General features: G+C 75.2%; 10 protein-coding genes. 6 read left to right on the top strand and 4 right to left on the bottom strand.

All coding sequences use genetic code 11. The features are described 5' to 3' along the window. Nucleotides 1-43 precede the first annotated feature (43 nt). From B1A86_RS09375 to B1A86_RS09365, 3 genes are all read right to left on the bottom strand, one after another. Nucleotides 44-3,325 (bottom strand): MMPL family transporter, encoded by a 3,282-nt coding sequence (locus tag B1A86_RS09375; RefSeq protein WP_078025522.1) that lies wholly within the window; start codon nt 3,323-3,325, stop codon nt 44-46. Nucleotides 3,326-3,486: 161 nt separating this feature from the next. Continuing rightward, complete coding sequence (locus tag B1A86_RS09370; protein ID WP_036317220.1) at nt 3,487-3,999, bottom strand: para-aminobenzoate synthase component I; 513 nt, start codon at nt 3,997-3,999, stop codon at nt 3,487-3,489. Next, a complete protein-coding gene (locus tag B1A86_RS09365; protein ID WP_036317223.1) occupies nt 3,996-4,472 on the bottom strand; it encodes a MarR family winged helix-turn-helix transcriptional regulator in 477 nt (158 codons plus the stop codon). Before B1A86_RS09365 ends, B1A86_RS09370 begins: the two co-directional genes overlap by 4 nt. 63 nt (nt 4,473-4,535) lie before the next feature. On the opposite strand from B1A86_RS09365, the gene B1A86_RS09360 reads away from it, so the two are divergent. After that, on the top strand, nt 4,536-6,830 hold the full coding sequence (locus tag B1A86_RS09360; RefSeq protein WP_036317226.1) for an MMPL family transporter: 2,295 nt from the start codon (nt 4,536-4,538) through the stop codon (nt 6,828-6,830). A 76-nt stretch (nt 6,831-6,906) separates the two neighbouring features. On the opposite strand, the gene B1A86_RS09355 is transcribed toward B1A86_RS09360, so the two are convergent. Beyond that, entirely contained in the window at nt 6,907-7,533 is a 627-nt protein-coding gene (locus B1A86_RS09355) for a Dps family protein (protein WP_069941127.1), read from the bottom strand. Nucleotides 7,534-7,858: 325 nt separating this feature from the next. On the opposite strand from B1A86_RS09355, the gene dnaK reads away from it, so the two are divergent. The 5 genes from dnaK to B1A86_RS09330 all read left to right on the top strand — a co-directional run bounded on the left by dnaK (nt 7,859) and on the right by B1A86_RS09330 (nt 13,200). Then, complete coding sequence (dnaK, locus tag B1A86_RS09350) at nt 7,859-9,718, top strand: molecular chaperone DnaK (protein ID WP_078025523.1); 1,860 nt, start codon at nt 7,859-7,861, stop codon at nt 9,716-9,718. 163 nt (nt 9,719-9,881) lie between these two features. Continuing rightward, nucleotides 9,882-10,544, top strand: a complete 663-nt coding sequence (locus tag B1A86_RS09345) for a nucleotide exchange factor GrpE (RefSeq protein ID WP_078026124.1) — start codon at nt 9,882-9,884, stop codon at nt 10,542-10,544. Nucleotides 10,545-10,613: 69 nt separating this feature from the next. Then, nucleotides 10,614-11,606 (top strand): DnaJ C-terminal domain-containing protein, encoded by a 993-nt coding sequence (locus B1A86_RS09340; RefSeq protein WP_078026125.1) that lies wholly within the window; start codon nt 10,614-10,616, stop codon nt 11,604-11,606. Then, nucleotides 11,603-12,154, top strand: a complete 552-nt coding sequence (locus tag B1A86_RS09335) for a heat shock protein transcriptional repressor HspR (RefSeq protein WP_020626477.1) — start codon at nt 11,603-11,605, stop codon at nt 12,152-12,154. The genes B1A86_RS09340 and B1A86_RS09335 overlap by 4 nt, the downstream gene beginning before the upstream one ends. After that, a complete protein-coding gene (locus B1A86_RS09330; protein ID WP_230259732.1) occupies nt 12,133-13,200 on the top strand; it encodes an alpha/beta hydrolase in 1,068 nt (355 codons plus the stop codon). Before B1A86_RS09335 ends, B1A86_RS09330 begins: the two co-directional genes overlap by 22 nt. Nucleotides 13,201-13,217: the final 17 nt, after the last annotated feature.

The raw sequence follows: 13,217 nt of genomic DNA, 5'->3' as shown, positions 1-13,217 counted from the left end.
CCCCGGCCGATCGGGGCCGGGGGCGGGCATCAGTCGGGGGCGGTCAGGCCCGGTGGGCGCCGCCGTCCGGGGCGGGGACGGAGGGCTGCGCCGGGGCGTGGGCGCGCTCGAGCTGGGCGCCCTCCACGTCCACGTCCGGCATGATCCGGTCGAGCCAGCGCGGCAGCCACCACGCCTTCTCGCCGAGCAGGTGCATCAGCGCCGGCATCAGGAGCAGGCGCACCACGAACGCGTCCAGCAGCACGCCGAAGGCCAGGCCGAAGCCCATCGGGCGGATCATCGCGTCGTGGGCGAAGATGAACCCGCCGAACACGGAGATCATGATGATCGCCGCGGCGATCACGACGGCCCGGCCCGAGCGCAGGCCGGTCAGCACGGCCTGGCGGGCGGGCAGGCCGTGGGCGTAGGCCTCGCGCATGCCGGAGGCGATGAACAGCTGGTAGTCCATGGCCAGGCCGAACAGCACGCCGATCATGATGGTCGGCAGGAAGCTGAGCACGGGGCCGGGGTTGTGGACCCCGAACACCGAGCCGAGCCAGCCCCACTGGTAGATGGCCACCACGCCGCCCATGGCGGCGAACATGGAGAGCACGAACCCGCCGGTGGCGATCAGCGGCACCAGGATCGAGCGGAACACCAGCACCATGATCAGCAGGGACAGGCCCACCACCACGCCCAGGTAGAGGGGCAGGGCGTCGGAGAGCTTCTCCGAGACGTCGATGAACCCGCTGGTCATGCCGGCCACGCCGAGGTTGGAGGCCTCGCCGGCCGGCTCGGTGGCGCGCAGGTCGCGCACCAGCTCCTCGGTGGAGACGGCGTTCGGGCCCTCCTCGGGCAGCACCTGGAACATGGTGACGGTGCGGTCCTCGTTGAAGCCCGCGGGCACCACGGCGTGCGCGTGCTCGAGGCCGGCGAGCTGCTCGCCCACCGCCAGGCGGGCGTCCTCGGCCGCGTCCTCGTCCAGGCCGGCGGGCAGGTCCACGGTCACCACGAGCGGGCCGTTGTAGCCCTCGCCGAACTTCTCGGCGGTGAGCTCGTACGCAACCTGCGAGTCGGAGCCCTCCGGCTCGGACCCGCCGTCCGGCAGGCCCAGGCGCATCGAGCCGACCGGCAGGGCCACGAGCACCAGCAGGGCGACGGCCGCCAGGGCCGAGGCGATCGCGGCCGGGGTGGACATGGTCGAGCGGCGCCCGGCGCGGCGCACGGCGGCGGAGCCCTCGGCGACGGAGGCGGGACCCTCGTCGGCGAGGCGGGCCCGCTCCTTCTTCGAGAGGATCCGCATCCCGGCCAGGGAGAGCAGGGCCGGGGTCAGGGTGACGGCCACCAGCACGGCCACGGCCACGCAGACCGCGCCCACGGTGCCCATCAGGCCCAGGAACGGGATGCCGGTGACGTTCAGGCCCACGAGGGCGACGATCACGGTGATGCCGGCAAACACCACGGCGTTGCCGGAGGTGCCGTTGGCCAGCGCGATCGACTCGTGCAGGCCCGTGCCGCGACGCAGCTCCTGGCGGTGCCGGTTGACGATGAACAGCGCGTAGTCGATGCCCACGGCCAGGCCCAGCATCACCCCGAGCACCGGGGTCACGGAGATCATCTCCACGGCGGAGGAGAACGCGAGCGCCCCGGCGGCGCCCACGCCCACGCCCACCAGCGCGTTGACCAGCGGCAGACCCGCGCCCACGAGGGTGCCGAGCATGACCACCAGCACGATCGCGGCGACCACGAGGCCCACGACCTCGCCCGGGCCGAGCAGGGAGGGCGCGGTGGCGTTGAGCTCCTGGGAGGGATGCACGGCGACGCCGTCGATGTCCGCGCCGGTGAGGGCGCCGGTGACCGCCTCCTTGTCCTCGGCGGTGACGTCCAGGGTCGGCGTGGTGAAGGTGACGATCCCGACGGCGGTGCTGCCGTCCTCGGACACGGTGCGGAAGTCCTCCGCGAGGGCCAGGGTGCGCTCGCCGCGCTCGGCCTCGACGCGGCCGTCCTCCAGCTCGGCGCGGCCGTCGGCGAGGTCCGCCTCGGCCTGGTCCAGGCGCTCCGCGCCGGCGGCCAGCTGGGCCCGGCCGTCCTCGAGCTCGGCGACGCCGCGCTCGTACTCGGCCCGGCCCTCGTCGATCTTCTGCTGCTGCGCGTCGAGCTCGGCCTCGGCCGCGTCCAGGGCCTGCTGCCGTCCCGCGGCCACCTGCTCGCGGCCGGCCTCGAGCTCGGCCTCGGACTCCTGCAGCTGCTGCCGGCCGGCGGCGAGTCGGGCGGCGCCGTCGTCGGCCTCGGCCTGGGCGGCCGCGAGCTGTTCGGCGCCCGCGTCGGCCTCGGCCTGGGCGGCCTCCAGCTGGGCGCGGGCGGCGTCGGCCTGGTCCTGACCGGCCGCCAGCTGTGCCTCGGCGGCGGCGAGCTGCGCCTCCTGGTCGGCGAACTGCTCGGTGACCTGCTCCGCCGGGATGCCGGCGGCCTCGGCCTCGGCCAGTGCGGCGTCCCGGGCCTGCTCGAGCTCGGCGCGGCCCGCGGCCAGCTGCTCGGCCCGGGCGTCGAGCTCGGCCTGCCCGGCCTCGAGCTCGGCCCACCGGGCGTCGAGCTCGGCCTGCGCGGCCTCGAGCTCCTGACGCTGTGCGTCGAGCTTGGCCTGCCCGGCCTCGAGGCGCTCCGCCTGCTCCTCGAGCTCGGCGCGGCCGGCGTCGAGCTGCTCCTGGCCTTCGGCCACCTGCTGCTCGGCCTCCCGGAGCGGGGCCAGGGCCTCGGCCGGCAGGGCGTCCAGGCCACGCTCCTCGAGGTCGGCGCGCGCGGCGTCGAGCTTCGCCTGCCCCTCCTCCAGCTGGGCGGCGGCCTCGGCCAGGCGCTGCTCGGCCGCGTCGGCCTCGGCCGTGCGACGCTCGAGCTCGGCCCGGCCGTCCTCGATCTCCTGGCGTCCGTCCGCGAGGCGCTGCTCGCCGTCGGCCAGCTCGGTGCGGCCCTCGTCCAGCCGGGTGCGGGCGTCGTCCTGCTGGGCCTGGGCCTCGAACGGGTTCACGACGCCCTCCACGGCCGGCTGCTCGGCGACGTCGTCCAACAGGGCGGTGATCTGCTCGCGCTGGGCGTCGGTCAGGGGGGAGCCGTCCTCGGTGGTGAACACGACCTGGCCCCTGCCGCGGGAGGCCTCGGGGAACTCCTCCTTGAGGCGGTCCGTGACCTGGGCGGTGGGCGTGCCGGGGATGGTGACGGTGGAGGAGAGCGTGCCGCCGAAGGCGAGGAACCCGCCGACGGCGAGGGCCAGGGCGAGCACCCAGGCGAGGATCACGAGGAGGGGGCGGCGGGCGGCGCCGAGGCCGAGACGGTAGAGCAGTGTAGCCATGGGAAGGGGAGGTCTCCGTGCGCTGGGGTGGGACGCGGCCGGACGCGGCGCGCCGCCTCCGATGCTACACCTAAGCGGAGCGAACCGCTCCGGTCCCAGCGCGGGCGCCCGACCGGCCCGCACGCAGACCCCGACGCCCCCGGCCCCGGGCACCGCCGCCGTCAGGCGGAGGGCAGACGCAGGATCAGGTCCGCCGCGGCGCGCGGGGCGTGCCGGGCCAGGTAGTCCTCCTCCTGTGCGGCCCAGCGGTCCCAGTGCGGGGCGAAGGTCTCACCGTCCCGGGCCAGCGCCCGCGTGCGTCGCGCGGGGGTCTCGAGCTCGAGCCACACCGCCAGGTCGAGCAGCGGTCGGGCGGCGGTGCTGAGCGCACCCACGCCCTCGCACACCACGACGTCGGCCGGCGCGGTCCGCCGCGGCGGGCCGGGGGCGGCGCGGTGCCAGTCCCACGTGGTCCAGGTCGCCGTGCCCCGCTCCCGCAGCGCGCGCACGACGCCCGGGTAGGGGCCGTCGTCGTCCACCGCGGCGGCCAGCCCGTCCCAGCCCCGGTACATGGACTCGATCTCGATCACCTCGACGCGCGCGAACGGCGCGATCCGGGCCGCGAGCGCGGCGGCGAGGACGGTCTTGCCCGACCCCGAGCGGCCGTCCAGGCCGATGAGCGCCGGTCGGGTCACGGGTCCTCCGGGGCGGGGTCCGTCAGTGCGGCGGTGGCCGCCTCGAGCACCCGCACCGCGGCCCGCAGCTCCGCGGCGGAGAACCCCTCGAGGGCGGCGCTCAGCCGCTGGGACATCGGTTCGAACGCGCGCTGTCCGTCGCGGCGGGCCGTGTCCGTGTGCTCCACCAGCACGCGCCGCCGGTCGCCCTCGTCCCGGTGGCGGCGGACGTGGCCCGCGGCGGCCAGGCGGTCCACGAGGGCGGTGGCCGAGGCCCGGGTGAGGTGCAGGTGGGCGCCGAGGTCCGAGGCCGTGACGGGCTCACCGGCCGCCGCGCGGGCCATCAGGTACGCGAGGGCTCTGAGGTCCGTGCGGTGCAGGCCGACGCCGCGGCCGGCCTCGTCGACGGCGTGCTCCGCGCTCTCGCTGAAGACGCGCAGGGCGTGGACCACGGCGAGGTGCTCCGCGGGGGCGGAGGGGGGCTGCGTGGTCATGGCCGGGAGTCTAGCCAGCCCCCATGGTTGTTTGATCATCGAACCATCCCCTACGCTCGGGGCATGCCCACCCCGCCCGACCTCTCCGCCTTCCGCACCCCCGCCGCCACGGGGCGTCCCCCTCGGGGGCTGCGGCTGGGCCTGGCCGCGGCGCTGGCCGTGGTCTGGTTCGCCGTGCTCGGCCTGGGCGGCCCCGTGTTCGGCAGGATCGGCGACGTCTCCTCGAACGACCAGGCCACCTTCCTGCCGGCGTCGGCCGAGTCCACCCGCGCGGGACAGGAGGCGGCGGCGTTCCAGGACGGCGAGGCCGTGCCCGCCGTCGTCGTGGGCCCGGCGAGCACCGCGGACCCCGCGGCCGCCTTCCCCGCGCTCGCGGACCTCGCGGGCCGGTTGGGCGAGGTGCCGGGCGTGACCGACGTCGCCGGCCCGATCCCCTCCGACGACGGCGCGGCGGTGCAGTTCCTGGCCTTCGTCGACTCCTCGGCCGGGGCCGAGCGGCCCGTGGCCGACGTGGTGGCCGACCTGCGGGAGGTCGTGGCGGACCCGGCGGCCGCCGACCCCGCCCTCGCCGGCACCGTGGCCGCGGACACCGAGTGGCACGTGGGCGGTCCGGCGGGCCTGGTCGCGGAGCTGGGCGGCGCGTTCGCGGGCATCGACGGGCTGCTGCTGCTCGTGGCGCTCGCGGTGGTGTTCGTGATCCTCGTGGCGGTCTACCGCTCCGTCCTGCTGCCGGTCCTCGTGCTCCTGACGGCCGTGGCCGCGCTCTGCGGCGCGATCGTGGCCGTCTACGGGATGGCACTGGCGGGCTGGATCCAGCTCAACGGCCAGGCCCAGGGCATCCTCTCGATCCTCGTGATCGGCGCGGCCACCGACTACTGCCTCCTGCTCGTGGCCCGGCACCGCGAGGAGCTGCTGGTCCGGGCGGACGTCGGGGAGGCGCTGCGGGCCGCCGTGCGCGGGTCCTTCGGCGCGATCACCGCGTCCGCCTCGACCGTGGCCCTCGCCCTGCTGATCCTGATGGCCTCGGACCTCAACTCGACGCGCTCCCTCGGCCCCGTGGCCGCCACGGGTGTGGCGTTCGCGTGGCTCGCCGCCCTGACCCTGCTGCCGGCGCTGCTGCGGCTGACCGGGCGTGCCGCCTTCTGGCCCACGATCCCGTCCCCCGAGCGCGCTCGCCGTCGCGCGCAGCGCAGAGCCGCCCGGGGCCGGGCCTTCACCCCGCCGCTCGACGGCGCGGGCCGACCCGTCGCCGGCCTCGAGGAGGACCACGGGGTGTGGACGCGGGTGGGCGCCGTCGTCGCGCGCCGGCCCCGTCTCGTCTGGGTCGCCACGACGGTCGTGCTCCTCGCCCTCTGCGGCGGTCTGCTGCAGCTGCGCGCGGACGGCGTCGCCCAGGAGGACGTGCTGCTCGGCGACTCCGACGCCCGGCAGGCCCAGGCCCTGCTGAGCGAGCACTTCGACGCCGGCGCGGGCGCCCCCGCCCAGATCCTCGCCCCGGCCGGGGACGCGGAGGCGGTGCTCGCCGCCGTCGCGGAGGACCCCGGCGTGGCCGAGGCCGAGGTCACCACGGACGCCCCCGAGGCCGCCGCGGGCCCACCCCCGGGCGTGACCGACGCGGAGGGCGGGGCGGGCGCCGCGTCCGCGCCGGAGCCGCAGCCCCGCGTGGTGGACGGCCGCGTGCTGGTCTCGGCCACCCTGGCGGACCCGGGCGAGTCCCTTGCCGCGCAGCAGACCGTGGCCCGCCTGCGCGACCGGCTCGCGGACCTCCCGGCCACGGGCGAGATCCTCGTGGGCGGCCCGGCGGCCCAGGCGCTGGACACGAACGTCACCACGCAGCGCGACCTGCGGGTCGTCATCCCGCTGATCCTCGCGATGCTGCTGGTCATCCTCGCGGTGCTGCTGCGCTCGCTCCTGGCACCCGTGCTGCTCGTGGCGGCCACCGTGGTCAGCTTCGGCGCGGCCCTGGGCGTCTCGGCCCTCGTGTTCCGGCACGTGTTCGGCTTCGAGGACGCCGACCCCACCGTGCCGCTGTACGGCTTCGTCTTCCTCGTGGCGCTCGGGATCGACTACACGATCTTCCTGATGACCCGGGCGCGGGAGGAGACGCCGCGGCACGGCACGCGGGCGGGCGTGCTGCGCGCCCTCACCGTCACGGGCGGGGTCATCACCTCGGCCGGCGTCGTGCTGGCGGCCACCTTCGCCGCGCTCGCGGTGATCCCGCTGATGTTCATGGTGCAGTTGGCGTTCATCGTCGCGTTCGGCGTGCTGCTCGATACGCTGATCGTGCGCTCCCTGCTGATCCCGGCGCTCGTGCGGGACATCGGCCCGAAGGTGTGGTGGCCGGCGAAGGTCGACTGAACCGCGCAGGAGGGAGGGGCCCGACCGTCAGTGCGGTCGGGCCCCTCCGGTGCACGGGCGCCTCAGGGGCGCGCGGTCACTTCTTCTTGGACTTCTTCGCGTCCGACTTCTTCGTGCGCCCGGCCTTCGGGGCGGGCGCGGACTGGGCGCCCTTCACGCGGCCCGCGGCGGCGGCCTCGGTGGTGGTGCCTGCGCTGCTCAGCCGGCCGTCGTCGGTGGTCAGGAACGAGCGCATGAACCACTGGAACAGCTCGAGCTGGGCCACCTGGTCGATGAGGATGTCCTGCGTGACCGGGTCGAGGTCCTCGGTGGCGTCGATCGCGGCGCGGTGGTCCGTCACGACGCCGTCGTAGACGAGGTCCAGGGCGGCCAGGTGCTCCAGGGTCGACGCGCGGCCCAGCGTGTAGTCGTCCCACGTGCGGGCGGCCACGAGCGCGCCCGGGGTGCCCGCGGGGGAGACGCCCAGGGTGGCGATGCGCTCCGCGACGACGTCGACCATGCCGCGGACCAGCTCGATCTGGGGGTCGAGCATCTCGTGCACGCCGATGAAGCCGGGGCCCACCACGTTCCAGTGGGCGTGCTTCAGGGTGAGCTGCAGGTCGTTGAGGGCGTGCAGGCGGCCCTGGAGGATCTCGGCGGTGCGGCGGCCCGTGCTCAGGGACAGGCCCGGGACGGTGTACTCGGCGGCGTTCTTCTCGGCCATGGTGGCGCTCCTTCTCCGTCGGGACGGGCGCGCCGTCGGCGACGCCCCGTGATCCGCCATCCAACCGCGCGAGACCCCCGCGCTTCCAGGGCCGGGCGCCTGCACCGGAACGGAGCGCAGACGAATCCGGGGCCTCGGGAATGGATCGTGGACGGCCCGCGTTGACCCTCGCAGAAGCAGAAGTGAGTGAAGTCGACTCAGGTTCACTTGACAGTCCACCGCCCCGGTGGCAACCTGAGTCATGAAGGCTCAAGTCCCTGCGGCGCCGGTGCCCCGGCCCGCCGGTCCGGCCCCCGCTTCACCGTCAGACAGGAAGGACCCCATCATGTCCCGTGCAGTCGGCATCGACCTCGGCACCACCAACTCCGTCGTCGCCGCCCTCGAGGGTGGCGACCCGGTCGTCATCGCGAACGCCGAGGGCGCCCGCACCACCCCGTCCGTCGTCGCGTTCTCCAAGGGCGGGGACGTCCTGGTCGGCGAGGTCGCCAAGCGCCAGGCCGTCAACAACCCCGAGCGCACCTTCGCGTCCGTCAAGCGCCACATGGGCACCGACTGGACCGCCGAGGTGGACGGCAAGAAGTACACCCCGCAGGAGATCTCGGCCCGCACGCTGATGAAGCTCAAGCACGACGCCGAGGAGTACCTGGGTGAGAAGGTCACCGACGCGGTGATCACCGTGCCCGCCTACTTCAACGACGCCGAGCGCCAGGCCACCAAGGAGGCCGGCGAGATCGCGGGCCTGAACGTCACCCGTATCATCAACGAGCCCACCGCGGCCGCCCTGGCCTACGGCCTGGAGAAGGGCAAGGAGGACGAGCTCATCCTGGTCTTCGACCTGGGCGGCGGCACCTTCGACGTGTCCCTGCTCGAGGTCGCCAAGGACGAGGACGACTTCGCCACCATCCAGGTGCGCGCCACCGCCGGCGACAACCGCCTCGGCGGCGACGACTGGGACCAGCGGATCGTGGACTGGCTGCTCCAGCAGGCCAAGTCCAAGGGCGCGGACCTGTCCAAGGACAAGATCGCCCTGCAGCGTCTGAAGGAGGCAGCGGAGCAGGCCAAGAAGGAGCTCTCCTCGGCCACCTCCACCAACATCTCGCTGCAGTACCTGTCCGTGACCCCCGAGGGCCCGGTGCACCTGGACGAGCACCTCTCCCGCGCCAAGTTCCAGGACCTCACCAAGGACCTGCTCGAGCGCACCCGCAAGCCGTTCGAGGACGTCATCAAGGAGGCCGGCGTCAAGGTCTCCGACATCGACCACGTGATCCTCGTCGGCGGCTCCACCCGCATGCCCGCCGTCTCCGACCTGGTGAAGGAGCTGACCGGCGGCAAGGAGCCCAACAAGGGCGTGAACCCGGACGAGGTCGTCGCCATCGGCGCCGCGGTGCAGGCCGGCGTGCTCGCCGGCGAGCGCAAGGACGTGCTCCTGATCGACGTGACCCCGCTGTCGCTGGGCATCGAGACCAAGGGCGGCGTGATGGCCAAGCTCATCGAGCGCAACACGGCCATCCCGACCAAGCGCTCCGAGACGTTCACCACGGCCGAGGACAACCAGCCCTCCGTGTCCATCCAGGTCTTCCAGGGCGAGCGCGAGTTCACCCGGGACAACAAGGCGCTGGGCACCTTCGAGCTGACCGGCATCGCCCCGGCCCCGCGCGGCATGCCCCAGATCGAGGTCACCTTCGACATCGACGCGAACGGCATCGTGCACGTCTCCGCGAAGGACAAGGGCACCGGCACCGAGCAGTCGATGACCATCACGGGCGGCTCCTCGCTGTCCAAGGAGGACATCGACCGCATGGTCAAGGACGCCGAGGCCCACGCGGACGAGGACAGGAAGCGCCGCGAGGCCGCCGACCGCCGCAACCAGGCGGAGCAGTCCGCCTACTCCGTTGAGAGGCTCCTGCAGGACAACGCGGACAAGCTGCCCGAGGACGTCAAGACCGAGGTGCAGGCCGACGTCGACGCCCTGAAGGCCGCCCTGGAGAAGCAGGACAACGACGACGAGGTCGCCGCCGCGTTCGAGAAGCTCCAGGCCTCCCAGGTCAAGATCGGCGAGGCCCTCTACGCCCAGCAGGGCGCGGAGTCGGCCGACGCCGGCGCCGAGTCCGCCGCCCCGCAGGGCGACGACGAGGACATCGTCGACGCCGAGGTGGTCGACGAGGACGACGAGAAGAAGGCCTGACACCCCGGGGCCGGGGCGGGTGTCCACGCCCGCCCCGTCCCGAGACCCACGACGCCGGCGGGCCGGCCCGGCAGCGCCCCTGCCGGGCCGGCCCGCCGGCCTTCCCGCACCACCCCCCGCGCGGCGGACCCGCCGCGCCCACCCAGCTTCGAAAGGACACACCATGAGCGCCGACCAGCAGCGTCCGCACGGCTCCTCCGACGCCGAGCGTGGCTCCGAGGAGGAGCCCATCGTGTTCAACGACCGTCGCCGCATCGACCCCGAGACCGGTGAGCCCCGGGTCTCGGCGGAGAGCGCGGCAGAGCAGGCCGAGGACGGCGACGCCCTCGCCCAGGCCGAGCGCATCCTCGACGAGGCCGGCGCGCAGGCCGGGACCGAGGCGCCGCAGCCCGAGGCCTCGGACCGCGAGGCCGAGCTCGAGGCCGACCTGCGCCGGCTGCAGGCCGAGTATGTGAACTACAAGCGCCGCGTGGACCGCGACCGCGACCTGGCCAGAGACGCCGGCGTGCTCAAGGCCGTCACCGCGCTGCTGCCGGTGCTCGACGACATCGACGCCGCCCGCGCCGCCGGCGACCTGACGGACGGTCCGTTCGCCGCCATCGCGACCAAGCTCGACACCGCCCTGGCCGGCCTGGGCCTCGAGCGCCATGACCAGGAGGCGCTGGCCGGCGTCGAGTTCGACCCGGCCGTGCACGAGGCCGTGATGCGCCAGCCGCACGCGGAGGTGCCCGCGGACCACGTGGTCCAGGTCTTCCGCAACGGCTACGTCCGGGACGGCCGCGTGCTGCGCGCCGCCCAGGTGATGGTCTCCGCCGGAGACGAGTGACCCCGTCGGCCGGCGGCCCACCCCGCCGCCGGCCGACCCCCCTGACCGATGCACACGAGAGGAGGCACCATGGCCTCGCAGGATTGGATGGACAAGGACTTCTACGCGACCCTGGGGGTGTCCAAGGACGCCTCCGACGCGGACGTGAAGAAGGCCTACCGCAAGCTCGCCCGCATGTACCACCCGGACCAGAACCCCGGGGACGAGGCGGCCGAGAAGAAGTTCAAGGAGATCTCGGAGGCGTACGCCGTCCTGAGCGACCCCCAGGAGCGGCAGGAATACGACGCGATCCGCGCGATGGGCGGCGGGGCCCGGTTCTCCGCCCCGGGCGGTGCCGGCGGCGGAGGCTTCGAGGACGTCTTCGGCGGCATGTTCGGCGGCGGGGGCGGCCCCCGCGCCACGCAGTCCGAGCCCGACCTGTCCGACCTGTTCAGCGGGATGTTCAGTGGCGCCGCCGGCCAGCCCGGCGGCTTCGGCCCCGGCGGCTTCGGCGACGCCGGCTACGCACGGCCGCGCCCCACGAAGGGCGCGGACCGCACCGCCACCACCACGATCTCCTTCCGCGGCTCGATTCAGGGCACCACGGTGTCCCTGCGCGGCCCGGACGGCGAGACGATCGAGGTGAAGATCCCGAAGGGCATCCGCGACGGCCAGAAGGTCCGTGCCCGCGGCAAGGGCTCGCCCGGCCCGGCCGGCCGCGGCGACCTGCTGGTCACCGTGCACGTGCGCGAGCACGAGTTCTTCCGCCGGGACGGGGACGACCTGCGGATCACCGTGCCGATCACCTTCCCCGAGGCCGCCCTCGGCGCCACGATCGAGGTGCCGACGCTGGAGCGCCCCGTGAAGGTGAAGGTGCCGGCGGGCTCCCAGTGTGGCCGCGTGCTGCGCCTGAAGGGCCGCGGTGTCGAGCGCGGGAAGACGACGGGTGACCTGCTCGTGGAGCTGCGCGTCACCGTGCCCACCACGCTCAACGACGACGCCCGCGCCGCCGTCGAGGCCCTGCAGTCCGCCACTGCCGGCGACGATCCGCGGCGGGAGCTGGCCCGGAAGGCAGCCTGGTGAGCGCCCGCGACGGCGCCGCCCGTGCGGACCGGGGCCGCGAGGGGGGTCCCGACCGGCACGCCCCGGTCTTCGTGATCTCCGTGGCCGCCGAGATGGCGGACATGCATCCGCAGACCCTGCGCCAGTACGACCGGCTCGGCCTCGTGGTCCCCGCCCGCCAGGACGGACGGCACCGCCGCTACTCCCTCGCCGACGTCGAGCGGCTGCAGACCGTGCAGACCCTGAGCCGTGAAGGCATCTCGCTGGAGGGCATCCGCCGCGTGATCGCGCTGCAGCGCGAGGTCGAGCAGCTGCAGGACACCGTGGTCGAGCTGGCTGCCCAGGTGGACCGCCTCCACCACGCCTCCCGCCTGGCCCGCGTCTTCACCGTGGGCTCCGGCGGTGACGTCTCGGCCCGCTACGCCGACCGGATGGCCGTCCGCCGTCACGCCGCGGCACGGGCCGGGGCGGACACCGCGGGCGAGGCCTGCCCGAGCGGCCTGCGGAGGCTGCCCTCCGGCGTCGCAGGCCTCCGACGGGTGCCCACGTGGCAGTCCGAGCAGGACTGAGCCGGGCGTCGTTCGGGGCAGCCGCGCGGTCCCGCGTGCAGGAGCGGCTGCGCGCCGACATGGCCCGGCGCGACGGCCTCGGCCGGCAGGCCCGGAGCGCCCTGGACGGGATCGTCCACGCCCTCAAGCCGGAGGGCATGGACCCGCACCTGCCCGCCCGGCATCTGCTGGACTACGTCCTCGAGGGCCCGGACGGGCCGCGCGCGGTGGTCGCCGCGGGGGACCCCGCGACCGCCACCCACCTGACCTGGCTCGTCTCCGGCATGGGCATCCGCCCCCAGACGGCCTTGTGGGGGACGGCCCGGGAGGCCGCCCACCTCGCCGCCGCCCAGCGCGCCGCCGGCGCACCCCGCCCCGTCGTCATCGGGTGGCTCGGCTACCCCGCACCCACGCCCTGGCGGGTGGTGCTCGACGGCCCCGGCCGGCGCGGCGGCGCGATGCTCGCCGCGGATGTGCGGGCCTGGTGGGAGTTCCTGCGCCACGGGCCGGGGGAGGACGACGATGTCGCCCCGGCCCTGCGCGCCCGCGGGACCGCCGTGCACGGGGCCGTGGAGGCCCACTCGTACGGCTCGCTCGTGGCCGCGCACGCCCTGCGCCTGCTCGCGGACCGGGGCCTGCAGCCCGACGACGCGGAGGCCCCGTGGCCGGCCGAGCGTCCCGTCGAGGCCCTCGTGGTCTCGGGCACGGTCGGCCTGCCCGCCGCCCTGGCGGCCCGTTCCGCGCACCTCGGCCTGCGGTCCGGGCGGACGTTCCGCGCCCTGGCCCCGGGCGATCTCCTCGCCCGGGTCGGCCGCGCGGTCGGCCGTCGTCGGGACTGGACGGACGCCGCCGTGCTGCCGGTGGCCCCGCGGCCCGGCCTGGCGGGGGCCGCCGTCCGCGGCCACCGCACGGCCCGCTGGTCGCCGACGGCCCCCGAGGACGCCCCGAGGGGCTACCGGGACGCCGGGTCCGTGACGCTCGCGGCGACCGCGCGGGTGACCGCCGGCCTGCCGCTGTCGCCCGTTCCGGACGGCGCCGACCCGGCCGGGCCGGTCGCCCCGGCCTGAGCGACCCCGTCGGGCCC

The organism is Micrococcus sp. KBS0714 (assembly GCF_002008305.4).
In the GTDB taxonomy this organism is placed as follows: Bacteria; Actinomycetota; Actinomycetes; order Actinomycetales; family Micrococcaceae; genus Micrococcus; species Micrococcus luteus.
The sequence above is the reverse complement of the archived record's forward strand: the minus strand, read 5'-3'. Positions and strand labels throughout refer to the sequence as shown.